Source organism: Flavivirga spongiicola (genome assembly GCF_030540825.1).
GTDB lineage: Bacteria > Bacteroidota > Bacteroidia > Flavobacteriales > Flavobacteriaceae > Flavivirga > Flavivirga spongiicola.
The window spans coordinates 1,652,298-1,673,054 of the sequence record NZ_JAUOEO010000001.1; the positions used below are offsets into that span (position 1 = coordinate 1,652,298).

Here is a 20,757-nt window from a genome sequence, read left to right on the forward strand (position 1 = left end):
TAACCAGTTCACAGTTTACAGTAAGCAGTCAATAAATGCCTACTGAATACTGATAACTGAAGACTTTAAAAAAATGGATTTAAAAGAAAAATTATTATCATCCTTTTTAGTATTTGAAAACCAAGTAGACATTGACACTTATGTTCACGATGTAAGAAATGATGCTATCAAAATATTTGAAGAAAAAGGCTTTCCAACAAAAAAAGAAGAAGCATGGAAATACACCTCTTTAAATAAAATATTAAAAGAAGATTATAGTGTTTTCCCAAAACAGGAAAAAGCTATAGAATATAAAGACATTAAAAAATATTTTATCCATGATATAGATACCTATAAAATTGTATTTATCGATGGTAAATATTCGTCTCACTTATCGCAAACTACTCACGACGGGATGGATGTTTGCCTAATGTCATCGGCACTTTCAAAACCTAAATACCGTATTTTAATTGAAAACTATTTCAATAAAGCAGCAACAAAAGATAGCCTATCATCACTAAATACCGCATTTTCGAGTGAGGGAGCTTATATCCATATTCCTAAGAATAAATTGGTAGAAAAACCAATTCAAATCTTACATTTTTCAACAGGAAACGAATCAGCAACCATGTTGCAACCACGAAATTTAATTGTGGTCGATGAGAATTCGCATGTTCAAATTATAGAGCGTCATCAAAGTTTAAATGAGAATCCTGTACTTACAAATAGCGTTACCGAAATTTTTACAAACAAACGTGCTATCGTAGATTATTATAAAATCCAGAACGATAATTCAAATGCATCGTTAATAGACAATACGTTTATAAAACAAAAGAAAGAAAGCGTCGCATCGGTCCATACTTTTGCATTTGGTGGCAAATTAATACGCAACAACCTAAACTTCTTTCAAGAAGGAGAGCGTATTGATTCTATCTTAAAAGGCGTGACTATTATTGGTGAAAAACAACATGTAGATCATAATACATTAGTACATCATATAGAGCCAAATTGTGAAAGCCATCAAGATTACAAAGGCATTTTCGGAGAGAATTCAACAGGTGTTTTCAATGGAAAAATTATTGTTGAAAAAGAAGCTCAAAAAACCAATGCATTTCAAGCAAACAACAACATTTTAGTAAGTGATAAAGCAACTATAAACACTAAACCACAGCTCGAAATTTTCGCAGATGATGTTAAGTGTTCACATGGATGTACTATTGGTCAATTAGACGAAAGTGCTATGTTTTATATGCGTTCGCGCGGTATTCCGGAAAAAGAGGCTAAAGCACTTTTAATGTATGCTTTTAGTAATAACGTGTTAAGTTCGGTTAAAATTCCCGAAATGAAACAGCGTATTACTAAGATTATTGCGAATAAATTGGGTGTTAATATTGGATTTGATCTATAGATTTATTCAAAGCCATGTTTAACGCACAAAACATAAGAAAAGACTTCCCCATTCTTTCACGTAAAGTAAACGGTAAGCCGCTGGTGTATTTTGATAATGCAGCCACATCTCAAACGCCACAACAAGTTATTGATGCCATTGTAGATTATTATTCTAACTACAATGCTAATATCCATCGTGGTGTGCATACTTTAAGTCAAGAAGCAACCGATTTATACGAACAAGCACGCCAAAAAATACAAACACACTTTGGTGCTAAGTTTTCCCATGAAATTATACTAACATCTGGAACAACACATAGTATTAATTTAGTGGCGAACGGCTTTTCTTCGCTCTTAAAAAAAGGTGATGAAATTATAGTTTCGGCTTTAGAACACCATAGTAATATAGTACCGTGGCAAATGCTTTGTGAACGCACTGGAGCTATTCTTAAAGTCATTCCTATGAATGAAGAAGGAGAATTGGTGATGCCTGTCTTTGATGATTTATTATCTGAAAACACAAAGCTAGTTTTTGTAAATCATATATCAAATGCTTTAGGAACCATTAATCCTATTGAATACATCATAGAAAAAGCTCACCAAGTTGGCGCAGCTGTTTTAATTGATGGTGCACAAGCTTGTCCACATATAAAACCAGATGTCCAAGCTTTAGATGTCGATTTTTATGTGGCCTCTGCTCATAAAATGTGTGGGCCAACAGGCGTTGGTATGCTATACGGAAAAGAAGCATGGCTTAACAAATTACCACCTTATCAAGGAGGTGGCGAAATGATTGCCGAAGTAACATTTGAAAAAACAACCTATGCCGATTTACCACACAAGTTTGAAGCTGGCACACCAAATATTGCTGGAGGTATTGTTTTTGGAGCTGCTATTGATTATATGAACAGCATTGGATTTGATACTATAGCAACTTACGAAAACGAGCTGTTAAATTATGCTACAGAAAAGTTACTTGCTATAGAAGGTTTAAAAATATACGGAACCTCTAAAAATAAAACATCCTTAATTTCTTTTAATTTAGAGAGCATACACCCTTACGATGTTGGTACAATTTTAGATAAATTAGGAATTGCTGTCCGTACAGGGCATCACTGTGCACAACCGATCATGGATTTTTACTGTATTCCAGGAACCGTCCGGGCCTCATTTTCATTTTACAATACTAAAGAAGAGATTGATGCTTTAGTTGAAGGTGTTAAAAAAGCAAAAATGATGTTGTCGTAATCTTGGTTTCTTTTTTGTAATACCACTTTATATTTGAATTTGTTGTAAAAGAAAATGATGATTTTTTTCTTTATATGAATAATAAAAATAAAGCATAGCATTAGTTACGGTTTCTTTTTCTTTTGAAATAGGAAGGAAAAAAGAACGTTTTATTACGGTAAATTCGAATATAAAATGGTATAAATCTTTATAAAAATTAAAAAACAATAAATACAAACACATGAAGTTCTTTTTTATACTCCTATCCCTTGTATTTGCAGATAATCGTTGTTCAGAGTCTAAAATAAATCAAAATGCCATTTCTTTTGAATATTCAACGCAGTCGAGAGGCAAGTATAAAAATATTAAAATCAGCAAAAAAAACATTTCTGTTGTAAACAAAAGAGCCACCCCACCTCATACTAAAACATGTAGTGAAACACATTGGAATAAGCTTTTAAAAGCACTCAAATCTATCGATGTTGAAAATATACCCAATCTCAAAGCGCCTTCAGAAAACCGTTTTTTTGATGGAGCTGCAATAGCTAGATTAAAAATTATTTATGATGGTACGGCTTATGAATCTCAGAGTTTTGATCATGGAAATCCACCAAAAGAGATAGAAGTACTCGTAAAAGAAATACTATCTACTTCAGAAAACATTGAATAAGAAACTTTCTTTGTTGTATTTTTGTATAAAATTGTAACTGTGACTATTGAAGACATACAAAATGAAATTATAGACGAATTCTCAATGTTCGATGATTGGGAAGAGCGTTATCAATATATGATTGATTTGGGTAAAGATTTACCTTTAATTGACAATCAATATAAAACGGAGAGCAACATTATTAAAGGTTGCCAAAGTAAAGTTTGGGTACACGCCGAAATGAAAGATGATAAAATAGCTTTTACAGCAGATAGTGATGCTATTATCACAAAAGGTATCATCGCTATTTTAATACGTGCTTTTTCAGATCAGCACCCAAAAGACATCATTGATGCAGATACTGATTTTATAGATAAAATTGGTTTAAAAGAACACTTGTCTCCTACTAGAGCCAATGGTTTAGTAAGTATGGTAAAGCAACTTAAAATGTATGCCATTGCTTACCAAACACAACTTAACTAGTTTATTTACTTGTAGTTTAGTTAATTTCAACAAATTCTAAACGCATTAACAAATAAACGAATAAACATTTTTTAAAATGAGCGAAACAACAATAGATACAAACGCATTAGGCGAAAAAATAGTAAACGTTTTAAAAACCATTTACGATCCCGAAATTCCAGTTGATATTTACGAATTGGGTTTAATTTATGACGTATTTGTTAATGAAGATTACGATGTAAAAATCTTAATGACCTTAACAACACCAAATTGCCCGGTGGCAGAAACATTACCTTTAGAAGTTGAAGAAAAAGTAAAATCTTTAAACGAGGTAAAAAGTGCCGAGGTAGAAATTACATTCGACCCACCCTGGACACAGGAGTTAATGAGTGAAGAAGCTAAGTTGGAATTAGGAATGCTTTAATTTAGTTTACAGTATTCAGTTGCAGTTTACAGTTTCTAGCTTTATGATTACAAACTAAATGTTACTTTGAGTACAGCTAAAAGATCTCAAATGATATGGAAGGAGAATATTATAAAACAAAAGAGTCTGTTGATGAATATATAAAATTAGCAGAAGGCTTTAATGGTGCTGATTTGATTAAAACACTTAAAAAAGTTTTATCTCCTAATTCAACTGTATTAGAAATAGGCTCTGGCCCAGGAAGTGATTGGAAAATATTAAACGAATCCTATAACGTTCTAGGTTCTGATAATTCAACTGAGTTTTTAAACCATCTAATCGCAGAAAACCCTAATGGGGAATTCCTCGAATTGGATGCTAAAACTTTAAGGACTGATAAAAAATTTGACGGTATTTACTCAAATAAAGTAATGCATCATTTAAGAAATAATGAGTTAGCTGAATCTATTAAAAGACAACACGACATTTTAAACCCTAAGGGAATAATTTGTCATTCTTTTTGGAAAGGTGAAGGGTCTGAAGTTTTTAAAGGTCTTTTTGTAAATTACCACACTAAGGCAAATCTTAAAAAGTTTTATGAAGATAGTTTTGAGATTCTTTCACTTGAAGATTATCAGGAATTTGATGAGGGAGATTCTCTTTTATTAATTGCAAAGAAAAAATAAGATGTCAGACAAAATCATAAATCGCGTAGCGAATAGTAAACTAATGACAATGGACCTTGAAGATTATTATCCTGAAGGACGGCGGGTACTTTTCGATATTAAAGACTGGCTATTTGAAGGCTTCGTGTTGCGTGAAAAAGATTTTAGACACCAGGCTTCGGAGTTTGATTGGACTCAGTATCAAGATAACTATGTAGCCCTAACATGTAGTAGTGATGCCATTATTCCTGGATGGGCGTATATGCTTCTTAGTATTCATTTAGAACCTTTTGCAAAAAAGATTGTCATAGGTGACTTAGAAACGTTGGAAACCTCAATTTATCAAGACATCTTAAATCAACTAGATATTACCGAATTTAAAGACAAACCAGTGATTATAAAAGGTTGTTCTAAAAAACCAGTACCACAAAATGCATATATTTTACTTGCCAATAAACTAAAGCCTCATGCAAAGTCTATAATGTATGGAGAGGCTTGTTCTTCCGTACCTCTTTACAAAAACAAATAATCTTACCTGTGACCTAATTATAAAAAAGGGTCTAACAAACTATTAACTCAAAATTTTAATAAACTAAACATGAGAAGACTATTACTATTACTTACCTTTTTTATTGGAATGACTTCAATAGATGCTCAACAAACTTTAGAAGAATTAAAAGCAATTCAAGGTCCCAAAAAAGATTCTATTGCAGCAATTCAAGGACGTGTTGATGCCATTCAAGCAAAAATCGATGCTTTACCAGGGTGGAAAATAGGTGCTTTTGGTACTATTGGAGGGAGCTTGTCTAGTTTTAAAAACTGGTACGCGCAAGGGACACCAAATAATAATTCAGGAAATATTGGTTTTACAGTTAATGCCTTTGCTAATTTAACTAAAGAGAAATTCTTTTGGAGAAATAGTGCTAACATAAATTTATCTTGGGTAAAACTAGATGATAAAGACGACCTAACAGATAGTGACTCATTTAGAGAGGCAACAGACGTTTTTAACATCACCTCGTTATATGGGCATAAACTAAGTGATAAATTTGCAATTTCTGGATTGGGTGAATACAGAACGACTATTTTAAGCAATTTTAATAATCCTGGGTATTTAGATTTAGGTATCGGTGGTACCTGGACACCCATAAAAGATCTAGTTGTGGTAGTTCACCCTGGAAACTATAACTTTGTTTTTAGTAAAGAAGATACTGTTTTTGAATCTTCGTTGGGGGCAAAAATCCTTATTGATTACACCAAACAAATTAATGCCATAAGTTTTAAAACGAACCTCTCAATGTTTCAAAGTTATGAAAGCTCAGATTTATCAAACTGGACATGGACAAATTCTTTTGGATATACATTATGGAAAATGATTGGTGTAGGTTTTGATTTTGGCTTAAGAAACAACAAACAAGAAGCGCTTAATTATGCTTTGGCTCAAACACCACCTACAGCTACTTCTTTTGAAGATGTTGATAATGATTTACAAAGCTATTGGATGTTTGGATTAAACTACAAGTTCTAAAACATGAAGTCAATGTGGCTTTACAAACTAAAAAATCGTCTAAAAATTAATTTCTAGACGATTTTTTCTGTTGTATTAGCTTTTAAAGTTTAAAAATCGTGGTTTCCTTTAATTTCAGATTCCTTTAAACCGGCTATAACATTAGCACTATAATCTACTTCTCTTACAGTTTTATCATTCCAATAAAACCATTTGCCGACTTTTTTACCATTATCATAATTTGCAGAAACTACTTTTTTGCCTTCTGTGTTAAAACTTAACCACTCACCATGTAGTTTACCATCTGCCGTGTAAGTTCCAGTTTGACTTACAGCACCATTGTCATGATAATAAACAACTTCAATCAAGTTAGTGTCTTTATTAAGTTTTAAATCTCTCTTTTGCTGAGCAAAAGATACCACAGTAATTAAAAAGGCAAAATAAAATAAAATTGAGTTCTTCATAATTATGGGTTTTAACATTATATATCAAATATACAAATAAGATAACATTAAATCAACCTTTACATAACGTTAAGTTAACATTAAACCTATAACTAATTGATTTAAAATAATTTAAAAAACAAAACTTAACATTGGAATTCTTAATAATTACTTAATATTATCATCACATTCAAGTTACTTTAAACCATGAGATTTGTATCTGTCTTAAGACAAACAATTAGTATTTCATTATAATCTATTAGTTTTTGTCGACTACATTATTATGATTTCTAATGAGACTGCCTTGGCCAAGGCAGTCTTTTATTTGTTTTTATTTAATTTTTAGTTAACATTAAGTTAACATTAGTGTTGGTTATTTGCAGCGACAAAAACTAATACTCAGAATGAAATTTAAAATTACTTTGGTAGCAATTTGTTTATTTGCTATTAATGCTATAAACGCACAAGAATCAAACGCACCAAAATTTGGAAAAGGATTATTTAATCTCGTAGGAAAGGATAGTACTTGGACCATGAAAATTGGAGCTAGAATGCAGTTTTTAGCAATCTCCAATTGGGAAAACAATGAAAGTAACGAATCAAACTTCTTAGTAAGACGTGCACGTTTAAAATTTGATGGCTACGCCTTTACACCAAAACTTAAGTATAAATTAGAACTCGGGTTATCAAACAGAGATATTTCCGGAGCTTCACCTTTTACAAGTAATGCGCCTCGATATATTTTAGATGCGGTTATGAAATGGAATTTTGCACCAAATTTTGAGTTATGGTTTGGTCAAACAAAATTACCTGGAAACAGAGAACGTGTTGTTTCATCTGCAAACCTTCAACAAGTAGATCGTTCTTTATTAAATAGTAGATTTAATATAGATCGTGATTTAGGGGTTCAGTTAAGACATCATTTTAATCTTTCAGACACCTTTGTTGTTAAAGAAATGCTTTCTATATCTCAGGGAGAAGGGAGAAATGTAACTACAGGAAACTTAGGTGGTCACCAATATACAGGTCGTATTGAACTATTCCCATTCGGAAATTTCTCTAGCAAAGGTGATTACAAGGGTAGTGATTTAAAACGTGAAAAAAAACCTAAACTATCTATCGCCGCAACTTACGATTTCAATAATAATGCTGTTAAAAATAGAAGTAATCAAGGTTCTTATATGGTTACAGATACTGGTTTTTATGAAACTAATATAAACACCCTTTTCATCGATGCGATGTTTAAATACAAAGGCTTTTCTCTTATGGCTGAATATGCCGACAGGGATGCTAAAGATCCTTTTGCGAAAAACTCTGATGGATCTCCTTTATTAAAAGATGGCGAGCAGGTTGTTGTTCAAGTAGGTAAAGGCTTAAACCTACAAACTGGTTATTTATTAAAAAGTAACTGGGAAATCTCAGGCCGTTATACAAATATTGAATTAGACAGAGCAATTACTGGTAAAAATCCAGAAAGCCAATATACTTTAGGACTTTCAAAATATATTGTAGGTCACAAATTAAAAGTACAAACCGATATTAGTCATTTAGAAGTTGAAAACGGAAACAATGAACTTATGTGGCGATTGCAATTCGATATTCATTTTTAAAAACATAACATTTACATAACATAATACTTAGAAACACTTAAGATATTTGCAAACTTATTTCAATTAAATTATGGAAGATATATATTTATTAATGTTGATTGCCATTACAGTTTTAGCGGTTGCTGATATTGTAGTTGGTGTAAGTAACGATGCTATAAATTTCCTAAACTCTGCTATTGGTTCTAAAGCTATTTCTATTCGAACTATTATGATAGTTGCAAGTTTAGGTATATTTATTGGAGCTGTTTTCTCAAGTGGAATGATGGAAGTTGCCCGTAAAGGCATCTTTGTTCCGGCTATGTTTAACTTCGAAGAAATCATGTATATTTTTATGGCTGTAATGATTACAGATATATTACTGTTAGATTTCTTTAATACATTAGGATTACCAACATCTACAACAGTTTCTATTGTTTTTAACCTATTAGGTGCTGCTGTGGTTATGTCATTAATAAAAATTAGTGCTTCAGATTCTCAAACTTTTGCTAATCTGGGGGATTATATTAATACAAAGAAAGCTTTTGAAATTATTCGGGGTATTTTAATGTCTGTATTTATTGCCTTTACTGTTGGAGCCATAGTACAATGGATTTCTCGTTTAGTTTTTACTTTCCATTATGAGAAGAAAATAAAAAATTTCGGTGCGATATTTGGTGGTATTTCTTTAGCAGCTATCACTTATTTTATCTTTTTAAAGGGGTTAAAAGGAACGCCATACTACAAAGACCTTAAAGGACTTCTTGAAGGGAACGAGTTGATTATTATACTTATAAGTTTAGTTTTTTGGACTTTATTTTCATTCGGATTCCAAAAGGTATTTAAAAAAACGATTTTACTTGTTGTCATAGCTGTTGGAACTTTTGGTTTAGCATTAGCATTTTCCGGTAATGATTTAGTAAACTTTATTGGTGTGCCTATGGCAGCCTACCATTCTTATGAAGCCTGGATAGGCTCTGGTGTTGACGCTTCTATGTTTTCAATGGAAGTACTTGACAAAAAAGTACCGGCAGAGCCATTATTACTGTTTATAGCTGGTGGTATTATGGTATTAACCTTATGGTTTTCTAAGAAGGCTAAAACAGTAGCTGAAACAGAAATAAGCTTATCTCGCCAAGGCGAAACTCATGAAAAATTTGAACCGAATATATTATCGAGAAGTGTTGTAAAAGGATCAACCTGGTTATCTAATGTATTCAGTAAAATTGTGTCTGTATCTACTCAAGAAAAAATAAGTAAGAGTTTTGAGAAGCCAGATACTATATTAACAAAAGATCAAAGTATAGATGCTCCTGCTTTTGATATGATTAGGGCTTCTGTCAACTTAATGGTTGCAGGTGTGCTAATTGCTATTGCAACATCCATGAAATTACCATTATCTACAACGTATGTAACATTTATGGTAGCTATGGGTACATCGTTTGCAGATCGTGCATGGGGAAGAGAAAGCGCGGTTTACAGAGTTGCCGGTGTCCTAAACGTTATTGGTGGATGGTTTGGTACAGCAATTGGCGCTTTCATAGCCGCTGGAATTGTTGTCTTTCTAATTAAATGGAATCCAAGTGTTATGACACCTATTCTGTTATTATTAACTATTATTCTATTAGTTAGAAATTACTTATCACATAAAAAGAGCTCAAAAAAAGTTATAGATGAAGATAGCCTAACCCATGCAGAAAGCAGCTCTATTCAAGGTGTTATTCATGAAAGTGCTAATAACATTGCTAATGTTGTTAAACGCGGAAATAAGATTTACAGCAATGCTATTAAAGGTTTGGCTAAAGAAGATTTATTGTCCCTTAAAAAAAATAAAAAGCAAGTTGATAAGTTATCAAATGAAATTGACAATTTACGTGATAATATCTTCTATTTTATTAAAAATTTAGATGAGTCCAGTGTTGGGGCGAGTAACTTTTATATTAATATTTTAGGATATCTACAAGATATGACACAATCTTTAGAATACATTTCTAAAGTTAGTCATAAACACGTAAATAATAATCATAAAAAATTAAAGTTCAATCAAATTAAAGAACTTAAACAGATTGATCAGTATCTTGAGTTATTATTTAATAATACCAAAAAAGCTTTTGATTCGCAATCATTTGAGCAAATTGGTGCTATTTTAAATAATAAAAAAGAAGTTTTCAATCTAGTTACCGAAAAAATACAAAAACAAGTAGAGCGTACCAGAACTGAAGAATCCAGTCCAAAAAATACGACTTTGTACTTTAGTCTCCTTTTAGAAACAAAAGATCTATTAACAGCAACCATGAATCTCTTAGAAGAATATCATAATGCTCATGATAGTTCTGTTGCCCCTGCAACAATAGAAACTGTAGAGCCTGAAGAACAACAATAAGAAAAAGAAAAATACTAAGTAAAAAAACACCTCAATTGAGGTGTTTTTTTGTTTTGTACCTTAGCTAAAAAGACATACTATTTTGAAAGCACTACTTCTAACATTAGCATTTTTTGGTTTGTTACCACAATTGAATTCACAAAATCTAACAGGTACTCAACTTCTTGAAAAAGCCATTCAATATCATGATCAAGATGGAAATTGGTCTTCATTTAATGGGCAATTTAGTGTGACTATGGAAACACCTAACAATTCACCAAGGCATAGCAATATTATAATAAATTTACCTGAAGACTATTTTCAAGTTATTGCAACCAGAGATTCAATAACCACTAAATTCACTATTAACAAAGGCAACTGCTCCTTTTCTTTAAATGATTCAATAAACATTTCAGAAGAAAATATAAAAAAGCATCGTCTTAATTGCAAACGTGCTGAGCTTTACAAAAATTATTACACCTACCTCTATGGGTTACCAATGAAATTAAAAGACGCTGGAACTATTATAGAAGAAAAAGTTGATAAGAAAATCTTTAAAGGAAAAACCTATTTAGTTTTAAAGGTTTCTTATGATGCTAATATTGGAAGTGATATTTGGTATTTTTACTTTAATCCAAAATCTTATGCCATGGAAGTTTATCAGTTTTTTAAAACTAACAAGAACGGGCAACAAATTGATGACTCTGGTGAGTATATTATGTTAACTGGAGAAAAGGTAATAAATGGCATTAAAATGCCTAAAAACAGAGCGTGGTACTACAACAAAGATGATAAATATTTAGGAACAGATATTTTAAATTAAAAAGAGTCTGAAAAACCTAATTCTATGTCATTCAGAAGGAGGAACGACTGAAGAATCTATGACGATTCTCGTTTTACCAGTAAATATATAAACGTAAAATTGTGTAACCCTTTAGTTTTTATCCGATGTAAAGACGAGAAGATTCTTCGCTTTGCTCTGAATGACATAGAATTAGACAGCCTCTCTTATTTAAAGACAAATACATAAACATAAACTTCAAATGATTTGATTTAGGTGATGTTCCAAATGATTTACATAATCTTTAATTAGAAATCTTAGATCGGATCTTTCACCACTATCAAGCTCTATTTTATAATTAAGGGTTTCCTCTGTTTGCCGATTTATGATATAACAAATTCTGTTATTGATTGCTAACCAGAAATTAGCCATTTCTTTTAAATCGGCATGTTGATAATCATTAACTTCTACTAATTCGTTCTGTTTATACGGTCGTATTCTATAAGGTTTATTCTCAGTCTGAATTTCAGTAAATCGTTGCAGATTATTTATTCCTGAGTCAATAAGGTGCCCTAAAATCTCTTTTTTTGACCACTTTTCGGGTGATAATTTTTCACTCCATTCAAACTCTGAAGGTTGTGATATATATTCCAATCCTTTTTTTATTAAACTTTCTAATCTGTTTACTGTTTCTTTCATCATTATGTATTTCTATAGTATAATACCATTTCTGTTATAATAAACAAAAGCACCCTAAAAAAGGGTGCCTTGCGCCTGATAAATCAATCCAATATGAATCTGTTAAGATCCACACATCAGGCAATCATCACCTTCACTGGCTTTCGCCTGGGCAATGAGCGCCTTCATTTCCTCTGCAGTCATGGGCTCAACTTCTGGCACATTCTGTTTCGCAAATTTCGCTGCATTTTTGGCTGCTACTTGTTTCTTTTTTGCTTGTTCTTCTTGTTGCAAATTAACATCCTTAACTTCTACAACTTCAGCTGTTGGTTCTTCCTTCTTAGTCGTTTTTAAGGTAAATTTAATAGCATCTACAGCACTTTTAGTACGCAAGTAATACATACCCGTTTTTAAACCGCTTTTCCACGCATAAAAATGCATAGATGTTAGTTTAGCCATAGTAGCCCCTTCTAAGAATAAGTTAAGTGATTGTGACTGATCTATAAAGTAACCTCTTTGACGAGACATATCTATAATATCTTTCATACTTAATTCCCAAACCGTTTTATATAAGTCTTTAATATCTTGAGGAATGGTGTCAATCCCTTGTATGGAGCCATTAGCTCTCATGATATCTTGTTTTAAATTTTCATTCCAAAGCCCTAAATCAACTAAATCTTCTAATAAATGTTTGTTAACCACAATAAATTCACCAGATAATACACGACGTGTGTAAATATTAGATGTATATGGTTCAAAGCACTCATTATTACCAAGAATTTGAGACGTTGACGCTGTTGGCATCGGTGCAACTAATAACGAGTTACGTACCCCATTTTTAAGCACTTGCTTACGCAGTTTCTCCCAGTCCCAGTTACCACTTAATTCTTCATCCTTCAAATTCCATAGGTTATGTTGAAATTCACCTTTACTTATTGGAGAACCTTCATAAGTTTCGTAAGGACCATCAACTTTTGCTTCTTCCATACTTGCAGTAACTGCTGCATAGTAAAGTGTTTCAAAAATATCCTGATTTAACTTTTTAGCTTCTTCACTGGTAAAAGGCATACGTAATTGTATAAAGGTATCTGCCAATCCTTGAACACCCAAACCTATCGGTCTGTGACGCAGATTAGAATTCTCAGCTTCTTTTACCGGATAATAGTTTCTGTCAATAACTCTATTTAAGTTTTTAGTAACGCGTTTTGTTATGCGAAATAATTCTTTATGATCGAATTCGCCATTTTTAACAAACATTGGTAACGCAATTGATGCCAAATTACATACGGCAACCTCATCTGGAGATGTGTACTCCATAATCTCGGTACACAAATTTGAAGAACGGATAGTTCCCAAATTTTGCTGATTAGATTTACGGTTTGCCGCATCTTTATATAACATATATGGCGTACCCGTTTCAATTTGAGATTCTAATATTTTTTCCCAAAGCTCACGCGCTTTTATAGTTTTTCGCCCTTTACCCTCAGCTTCATATTTTAAATATAAGGCTTCAAAGGCTTCACTATGTGTCTCATCCATTCCAGGACATTCATTAGGACACATCAAGGTCCAATCGCCGTTTTCTTCAACGCGTTTCATAAATAAATCTGAAATCCACATCGCATAAAATAAATCACGCGCACGCATTTCTTCTTTACCATGGTTTTTCTTTAAATCTAAGAAATCAAAAATATCAGCATGCCAAGTTTCTAAATAAATAGCGAAACTTCCCTTACGCTTTCCGCCTCCTTGATCCACATAACGCGCTGTATCATTAAATACACGAAGCATTGGTACAATACCATTACTTGTACCGTTGGTTCCAGCAATATAACTACCCGTGGCACGTACATTGTGCATCGCTAAACCTATACCTCCGGCAGATTGCGAAATCTTGGCTGTTTGTTTTAAAGTGTCATAAATACCATCGATACTATCTTCTTTCATTGTTAAAAGAAAACAAGATGACATTTGCGGTTTTGGTGTACCTGCATTAAATAGTGTTGGTGTAGCGTGTGTAAAATATTTCTTAGACATTAACTCATAGGTCTCAATAGCTGCATCTAAATCATCTAGATGAATTCCTATTGAAACACGCATAAGCATATGTTGAGGACGTTCGGCAATGACTCCATTCAATTTTAAAAGATAAGAACGCTCTAATGTTTTAAAACCAAAATAATCATATCCAAAATCACGATTATATATAATAGTAGAGTCCAAACGTTCTTTGTTAGCCATGATCACTTCATACACTTCGTCCGATAAAAGTGGTGCATCTTTACCTGTTCTTGGATTCACATACTTATGTAAATCTTCCATAACATCGCTAAACGTCTTTTTAGTGTTTTTATGTAAGTTAGAAACCGAAATACGTGCAGCTAAACGCGCGTAGTCTGGATGTACCGTTGTCATAGTCGCAGAAATTTCAGCCGCAAGATTATCAAGTTCACTTGTAGTAACACCATCATATAATCCTTCAATGACACGCATTGCCACTTTTAACGGATCGACTAAATCGTTTAATCCATAACATAATTTTCTCACTCTGGCCGTGATTTTGTCGAACATGATTTGCTCTTTTCTGCCGTCTCTTTTTACTACATACATATTTATTACACTTTTTAGGTTTTCTGATACACCTTCAGAAAATTGGTTAGATTATTATTCTAATATTTAGTTCTAATGATTAATTAGACAAAAATCAGTTGCCTGGGTTACTTCAACAAGAGGTTATTAATTTTCCATTTATCATGGAAATGTCATTTTAATTGAATTTTCAAAAAAAAGGCTCTTTGAAAATTAGGGGCTCAATTAAAAATCGGCGTCAAAACTGAATTTATCTTTTTCTTCTTCCTTATTAAGGACACCCGCTTTTTGATATTCAGACACACGTTTCTCAAAGAAATTAGTTTTTCCTTGTAGTGAAATCATATCCATAAAATCAAATGGGTTTGCTGTATTGTATTCTTTTTCGCAACCTAATTCGCTTAACAACCTATCTGTCACAAATTCTAAATATTGCGCCATCAAAACTGCATTCATACCAATTAAACTTGCTGGTAAAGATTCTGTTATAAATTCACGTTCAATATCTAAAGCATCCACTAATATTTCTCTAATACGAGATTTTGGAACTTTATTTATTAAATGCTCATTATGCAAATGCACTGCAAAATCACAGTGTACACCTTCATCACGAGATATTAGCTCATTAGAAAATGTTAAACCTGGCATTAATCCTCTCTTTTTCAACCAAAAGATAGAACAAAATGCTCCCGAAAAGAAAATGCCTTCAACCGCTGCAAATGCTATTAAACGTTCCGCAAAACTTGGAGATTCAATCCATTTTAAAGCCCAATCTGCTTTCTTTTTAATAGCAGGAAAGTTATCAAGAGCATTAAATAACAGGTCTTTTTCTTTTTCGTCTTTTACATAAGTATCTATTAAAAGCGAATAGGTTTCACTATGAATATTTTCCATCATAATTTGAAATCCGTAAAAGAATTTCGCCTCACTATACTGTACTTCGTTTACAAAGTTTTCAGCCAAATTTTCGTTTACAATACCATCACTTGCAGCAAAAAATGCTAAAATATGTTTTATAAAATAGCGTTCATCATCATTAAGCTTTGTAGCCCAATCTGTAAGATCTTGATGTAAATCAATTTCTTCTGCTGTCCAGAAACTTGCCTCCGATTTTTTATACCATTCCCAAATATCATGGTGTTGAATTGGAAAAATAACAAAACGACTTTTGTTTTCTTGTAGAATCGGTTCTATAGTCTGAGACATTGTTTTTTTAAATTTTTATAAAATATTGGACGAAAATTTCTTTCGATTTGGGAGTAACAAAGATTGAAAATAGAAGTTAAAAATGAAAGGCATAGTTATAAACATTGTCAACAAGTTTTTAACAAAACTTAACAAATCCTTCCTTTTAAAGAGAATTTTTACAATAATTAAATATCTGATTATCAGCGGTTTGAATAATAGCATATTAGCTAAAGCCCTATAGAATAAGGGTTCTTTGTTTACAAAAAATGTAAAGATAGGGAAGGTATATTTTAAAAAATCGAAATAAATTTTAGCTCTTTTTTTTGGAATTTGCCACCTTCTCTAATTCCATATACCAATCTTCACCAAATTTTCTAATTAAGGCTTCTTTTACAAATTTATAAATAGGTATTTGCAATTCTTTCCCTAGCGCACAAGCATCATCACAAATTTGCCATTTGTGATAATTAACCGCCGAAAATTCACTATAATCCTGAACTCTTATAGGGTATAAATGGCAAGACACTGGTTTTTTCCAAGAAACCTGACCTTGATTATAAGCCTCTTCTATGCCACAAAGTGCTACTTTTTTTTCGTCAAAAATAACATAAGCACAATCTGCTCCATTAATTAAAGGCGTTTCCAATTCACCTTCATCAGTAGTTATATATACACCTTGAGATTCAATAGCACTTATACCCTCTTTACGCAAAAATGGTTTTACTTTAGAATATATATCTTCTAGTATTTTGGCTTCATCTGCATCTAGGGGAGCTCCTGCATCCCCATCAATACAACACGCTCCTTTACAAGCCGAAAGATTACACATAAAATCTTTCTCAATAACATCTTCGGATACTATGGTTTTTCCTAATTGAAACATCGAACAAAAATAGACAATCTTTAGAATTATTTAACGAACTCATCTCGGCTTTTTTATTTAAACAAAAAATCATGTTTTTATTTCTAAATGAAATCTTTTTAACACACCACAGCATTGCTACGATACAATAAAAAGACAAAATACAGGAATAAAATGATGATTTTGCAGCAAATCATAAAAGTCAGAATAGGTTCCATGCCATAATTTGGTATTTAATACCGAACTTTGCCCACAAATTTAATAACCAAAGAAATGCAATTAAACTTTAAAGAAATCTTTACGGCTTTTATGGTATTATTTGCCGTTATAGATATTATTGGAAGTATTCCAATAATTATAGATTTACGAAAAAAAGCAGGACAGATACAAAGCGAAAAGGCCTCAATAATTGCGGGTATTATACTCGTTTTATTCTTGTTTTTAGGAAAAAGTATTTTAAACCTGATTGGTATTGATGTAAACTCTTTTGCTGTAGCCGGGGCTTTTATTTTGTTTTTTATTGCTTTAGAAATGATTTTAGGAATCACCTTGTACAAACAAGAAGAAAGTACTGCAATGACAACGGCTGTGTTTCCCTTAGCTTTTCCATTAATTGCAGGCCCTGGAAGCTTAACAACTTTGTTATCGTTGAGAGCTGAATTTAGAACTGAAAACATTGTTATTGCCGTTATAATGAATGTTATTATCATTTTTATCGTACTTAAAACATCTGCCAGGATAGAACGTCTTATCGGACAAAACGGTATAAACATCATACGTAAAGTATTTGGTGTTGTATTATTAGCTATTGCGGTTAAACTGTTTGCTCATAACATTAAAGCACTATTTGAAATCACATAAATTTATTAAAATGAAATATTTAACTAGTATAATAAGTACCATTGCTTTAGGGTTAATGATATTCAACTTTACAAAAGTAAATTTCGAAACTCCTTTTAAAGACGAGAGCTTAATTGCCTTAATTACGATTTTAGCATCCCTTTGTGTTATCCTTATGATGCTTATCTTAAGAACTTCTAAGCGCATTGAGCAAAAAGTAAAAAAACGCAACTAATACCAATTAAAAAATAATTCAATTTACTTATGTATAATTTTAAAATTCAATTGGTATAATGTACAATGCCTTAATTATTGGTGGAGGTGCTGCAGGCTTGTCTTGTGCCTTGGTTTTAGGCTCTGCTAAAAACAAATCTTTTGCTAAAGACAAACGTATTGGCATCATTACGCATCAAAAAACATCACATCTGCAAACTGCTTTATTTAATAACGTATTGGGCTTAACACCTGAAACTACTGGGATTTCTATTTTAAAAAGCGGGAAAAAGCAATTAACAAACCTATATCCCCATGTTAATCAGATTGAAAATGAAAAAGTCTTAGAGCTATCAAAATCTGAAGGCATCTTTAAAATAAAAACCAACAAAAATACTTACATGGCAAAAATTGTTGTTATTGCTGTTGGTTACACAAACTTAATGACGATTAAAGGGCTTGAACATCATATGGAGCCCCACCCAAGAACTGCTATTGAAAAAAATCGTATTTGGTTGAAAAATACAGATCATTTAATTGAAGAAAATTTATATGTTGCCGGCACACTAGCTGGATGGCGCAGTCAATTTGCCATAGCTTCTGGTAGTGGCTCGCATGTGGCTACCGATATTCTAACGCTTTGGAATGGCGGGAAAGATACTAAAGTTCATGATAAGGTTCAAGCTTAGTTCTTTCCGTCACTCAACTTAATAACCTCATCAATCATAATATCACGTTGATTAAAAACTTCCTCAAAAGCACCACCACCATAAAGTTGACTTGCCAATGTTGCTTTAATATATTGTTTTATTTCTTCATGATACGCCACAAAAGTGATATTAGAATCGGTACGTACATTTAAGTAATCCTGAAAAGCAAATACTAAGTTGTCACTCACTTCAAAAGAATCGATAAACTCTTGCCTGGCAATACCATCATAAAGATGTCTGTCTTTTTCCAGTTCTTCAAATACAAAATAACCAATAAATCCACGTCTTTCTAAAAAGGTGAGCGTTTCATTTTGCATACTATTATCTATTGGCACAAAGACATCAGGAATGATACCTCCGCCACCATATACGATTTTCCCTCCTGGTGTTGTAAATTTTAATGAATCGGCTACCTTAATCTTTTCAGGATCTAAAAGTTCACCACTATCCAACCTATCAAAATACTCATCGTAATAATCTTTGTTACCATTTTTATATGAACGCTGAATAGAACGCCCCGTTGGCGTATAATAACGAGATACGGTTAAACGTACTGCACTGCCATCACCTAAATCCATTTCACGTTGCACCAACCCTTTACCATAAGAACGACGCCCTACGATGGTACCTTTATCATTGTCTTGCAATGCGCCTGCAACAATCTCACTTGCCGATGCAGAATTTTCATTTATAAGCACATACACATGACCATCTTCAAAATCACCTTTACTTGTAGCAAAGCTTTTTTCAATATTCCCACGCTTATTTTTAGTGAATAAGATAAGTTTATCATCTTCTAAAAATTCATCTACTATTTGCTCTGATATACTTAAAATGCCTCCTGGGTTATCTCGTACATCCAATGCAATTTCGGTAGCCCCTAATTCTAAAAGTTTATCTAAACCTTTTTTAAATTCTTTATAAGTAGATTCTGCAAAGCGATTCACTTTTATATATCCTAATTTTTCGGTTAGCATATAAACAGCATCTACACTTTTTATAGGAATAATGCCACGCTTCACTGTAAAGTTTAAAAGTTCCGGCTCTCCTCTTCTATATACTTTTAATTTGATTTTGGTATTAATAGGTCCTTTTAGTTTTTTAACCATTTCGCCATCATTCAATCCATCACCAAAAAGGGTATCATTATCTGCCATAATAATTCTATCCCCCCCTCTAATTCCTGCTTTAGCACTAGGACCACCTTCAATAGCTCTAATAACAGCTATCGTGTCCTTATAAGGATAAAAACTAACACCAATACCCACAAAATCGCCCTTCATCTCTTCCGCAACCCGTTCCATAGCTTCTTTAGGTATATATACAGAGTGCGGATCCAGATTATCCAAAATACCATTAACCGTGACATCAACAATACTATCCGTATTTATGTCATCAACATAATCATAATCAATGTAATCAATAAGCCTATTAAGCTTATCCTTCTTGCTATTTGTAGAGAACAATCTATCAGGCGAATCTCTAAAATCTAGTTTTCCGCCAATAAAAATGCCTGCTGCAATTGCAACGCCTAAAATCAATGGCAAATATTTTTTTTTAAATGACATTATCCTTTTAAATCTTCTATTAGTTTAAGTTCTATCCCTGCTTTTTTTAAGAATTCCAATCCAGAATCATCTTTATATGCTTCATGGTACACCACTTTTACAATTCCTGCTTGATGAATTAATTTACTACATTCTTTACATGGTGACATTGTTATGTATAGTGTCGCACCTTTACAAGATTGAGTAGAAGCCGCCACTTTTAAAATAGCATTCGCTTCTGCATGCAACACATACCATTTTGTATAGCCTTCATCGTCTTCACAAAAATTTTCAAACCCAGATGGTGTTCCGTTATAACCATCAGAAATGATCATTCTATCTTTTACAATAATCGCGCCAACTTGCCTACGCTTGCAATAAGATAATTTCCCCCACTCTTGTGCTATTCTTAAATAAGCCTTATCGTACTTAAGTTGTTTATTTTCTGGCATTAATTTATTTATAATTATGGTGTACTACCAAACGGCAAAAGAGATTTCGGCGGTTGCTTCTCAATAAAAATCGAGACCGCTTCAACAAATACCTCAGCCCTTCACGCAAAATAATATATATAACGAAGATACTTGGTTCGTATTTTAATTACAACGCAAGTTCGTTAAAGTTTTATCAAAGTTATATAAGATTTTTAAAAAAGTGAAAAAGAAATCGAAGATTCA

At 32.5% G+C, this 20,757-nt stretch carries 21 protein-coding genes; 14 read left to right on the forward strand and 7 right to left on the reverse strand.

Annotated features, from left to right (window positions below; all coding sequences use genetic code 11):
* Nucleotides 1–73: 73 nt before the first annotated feature.
* From sufD to Q4Q47_RS06465, 8 genes are all read left to right on the forward strand, one after another.
* Nucleotides 74–1,387 carry a Fe-S cluster assembly protein SufD gene (sufD, locus tag Q4Q47_RS06430; protein WP_303305825.1) on the forward strand — a complete coding sequence of 438 codons (1,314 nt, stop codon included), beginning with the start codon at nt 74–76 and terminating at the stop codon, nt 1,385–1,387.
* 14 nt (nt 1,388–1,401) lie between these two features.
* Entirely contained in the window at nt 1,402–2,616 is a 1,215-nt protein-coding gene (locus tag Q4Q47_RS06435; RefSeq protein WP_303305826.1) for an aminotransferase class V-fold PLP-dependent enzyme, read from the forward strand.
* A gap of 220 nt (nt 2,617–2,836) precedes the next feature.
* Nucleotides 2,837–3,265 carry a hypothetical protein gene (locus Q4Q47_RS06440; protein WP_303305827.1) on the forward strand — a complete coding sequence of 143 codons (429 nt, stop codon included), beginning with the start codon at nt 2,837–2,839 and terminating at the stop codon, nt 3,263–3,265.
* A 39-nt stretch (nt 3,266–3,304) separates the two neighbouring features.
* A complete protein-coding gene (locus tag Q4Q47_RS06445) occupies nt 3,305–3,727 on the forward strand; it encodes a SufE family protein (protein WP_303305828.1) in 423 nt (140 codons plus the stop codon).
* A 76-nt stretch (nt 3,728–3,803) separates the two neighbouring features.
* The gene (locus tag Q4Q47_RS06450; protein ID WP_303299872.1) at nt 3,804–4,130 is read left to right on the forward strand and encodes a DUF59 domain-containing protein; all 327 of its coding nucleotides are present in this window, start codon (nt 3,804–3,806) and stop codon (nt 4,128–4,130) included.
* Between the two features lie 95 nt (nt 4,131–4,225).
* On the forward strand, nt 4,226–4,795 hold the full coding sequence (locus Q4Q47_RS06455; protein WP_303305829.1) for a class I SAM-dependent methyltransferase: 570 nt from the start codon (nt 4,226–4,228) through the stop codon (nt 4,793–4,795).
* Nucleotide 4,796: 1 nt separating this feature from the next.
* Nucleotides 4,797–5,303 (forward strand): DUF2480 family protein, encoded by a 507-nt coding sequence (locus Q4Q47_RS06460; RefSeq protein WP_303305830.1) that lies wholly within the window; start codon nt 4,797–4,799, stop codon nt 5,301–5,303.
* A gap of 69 nt (nt 5,304–5,372) precedes the next feature.
* Nucleotides 5,373–6,302 carry a DUF3078 domain-containing protein gene (locus tag Q4Q47_RS06465; protein WP_303305831.1) on the forward strand — a complete coding sequence of 310 codons (930 nt, stop codon included), beginning with the start codon at nt 5,373–5,375 and terminating at the stop codon, nt 6,300–6,302.
* An 89-nt stretch (nt 6,303–6,391) separates the two neighbouring features.
* On the opposite strand, the gene Q4Q47_RS06470 is transcribed toward Q4Q47_RS06465, so the two are convergent.
* Entirely contained in the window at nt 6,392–6,745 is a 354-nt protein-coding gene (locus Q4Q47_RS06470) for a toxin-antitoxin system YwqK family antitoxin (protein ID WP_303305832.1), read from the reverse strand.
* A gap of 383 nt (nt 6,746–7,128) precedes the next feature.
* On the opposite strand from Q4Q47_RS06470, the gene Q4Q47_RS06475 reads away from it, so the two are divergent.
* The 3 genes from Q4Q47_RS06475 (at nt 7,129) to Q4Q47_RS06485 (ending at nt 11,495) form a co-directional block, all read left to right on the forward strand.
* The gene (locus tag Q4Q47_RS06475; RefSeq protein ID WP_303305833.1) at nt 7,129–8,334 is read left to right on the forward strand and encodes a porin; all 1,206 of its coding nucleotides are present in this window, start codon (nt 7,129–7,131) and stop codon (nt 8,332–8,334) included.
* 70 nt (nt 8,335–8,404) lie between these two features.
* Nucleotides 8,405–10,693, forward strand: coding sequence for an inorganic phosphate transporter (locus tag Q4Q47_RS06480; RefSeq protein WP_303305834.1), 2,289 nt, complete (start codon nt 8,405–8,407; stop codon nt 10,691–10,693).
* A gap of 82 nt (nt 10,694–10,775) precedes the next feature.
* Nucleotides 10,776–11,495: a DUF6503 family protein gene (locus Q4Q47_RS06485; RefSeq protein ID WP_303305835.1), complete on the forward strand. Its 720-nt coding sequence runs from the start codon at nt 10,776–10,778 to the stop codon at nt 11,493–11,495.
* 216 nt (nt 11,496–11,711) lie between these two features.
* On the opposite strand, the gene Q4Q47_RS06490 is transcribed toward Q4Q47_RS06485, so the two are convergent.
* The 4 genes from Q4Q47_RS06490 to Q4Q47_RS06505 all read right to left on the reverse strand — a co-directional run bounded on the left by Q4Q47_RS06490 (nt 11,712) and on the right by Q4Q47_RS06505 (nt 16,791).
* Complete coding sequence (locus Q4Q47_RS06490) at nt 11,712–12,155, reverse strand: DinB family protein (protein WP_303305836.1); 444 nt, start codon at nt 12,153–12,155, stop codon at nt 11,712–11,714.
* 99 nt (nt 12,156–12,254) lie between these two features.
* Nucleotides 12,255–14,741 (reverse strand): ribonucleoside-diphosphate reductase subunit alpha, encoded by a 2,487-nt coding sequence (locus Q4Q47_RS06495; RefSeq protein ID WP_303305837.1) that lies wholly within the window; start codon nt 14,739–14,741, stop codon nt 12,255–12,257.
* Nucleotides 14,742–14,945: 204 nt separating this feature from the next.
* The gene (locus Q4Q47_RS06500) at nt 14,946–15,926 is read right to left on the reverse strand and encodes a ribonucleotide-diphosphate reductase subunit beta (protein ID WP_303305838.1); all 981 of its coding nucleotides are present in this window, start codon (nt 15,924–15,926) and stop codon (nt 14,946–14,948) included.
* Nucleotides 15,927–16,218: 292 nt separating this feature from the next.
* Complete coding sequence (locus Q4Q47_RS06505; RefSeq protein WP_303305839.1) at nt 16,219–16,791, reverse strand: DUF3109 family protein; 573 nt, start codon at nt 16,789–16,791, stop codon at nt 16,219–16,221.
* Between the two features lie 252 nt (nt 16,792–17,043).
* Here Q4Q47_RS06505 and Q4Q47_RS06510 point away from each other — a divergent pair, with 252 nt between their 5' ends.
* From Q4Q47_RS06510 to Q4Q47_RS06520, 3 genes are read left to right on the forward strand one after another with little or no spacing between them, the layout of a single operon-like run.
* Nucleotides 17,044–17,631 carry a MarC family protein gene (locus tag Q4Q47_RS06510; RefSeq protein WP_303305840.1) on the forward strand — a complete coding sequence of 196 codons (588 nt, stop codon included), beginning with the start codon at nt 17,044–17,046 and terminating at the stop codon, nt 17,629–17,631.
* 10 nt (nt 17,632–17,641) lie between these two features.
* Complete coding sequence (locus Q4Q47_RS06515) at nt 17,642–17,845, forward strand: hypothetical protein (protein WP_303305841.1); 204 nt, start codon at nt 17,642–17,644, stop codon at nt 17,843–17,845.
* Between the two features lie 58 nt (nt 17,846–17,903).
* On the forward strand, nt 17,904–18,512 hold the full coding sequence (locus Q4Q47_RS06520) for an NAD(P)/FAD-dependent oxidoreductase (protein ID WP_303305842.1): 609 nt from the start codon (nt 17,904–17,906) through the stop codon (nt 18,510–18,512).
* Here the strand turns inward: Q4Q47_RS06520 and Q4Q47_RS06525 are convergent.
* Together Q4Q47_RS06525 and Q4Q47_RS06530 are read right to left on the reverse strand one after the other, a co-directional pair.
* Nucleotides 18,509–20,101, reverse strand: a complete 1,593-nt coding sequence (locus Q4Q47_RS06525; RefSeq protein ID WP_303305843.1) for a S41 family peptidase — start codon at nt 20,099–20,101, stop codon at nt 18,509–18,511. The genes Q4Q47_RS06520 and Q4Q47_RS06525 overlap by 4 nt on opposite strands.
* Entirely contained in the window at nt 20,101–20,532 is a 432-nt protein-coding gene (locus Q4Q47_RS06530) for a deoxycytidylate deaminase (RefSeq protein WP_303305844.1), read from the reverse strand. The genes Q4Q47_RS06525 and Q4Q47_RS06530 overlap by 1 nt, the downstream gene beginning before the upstream one ends.
* Nucleotides 20,533–20,757: the final 225 nt, after the last annotated feature.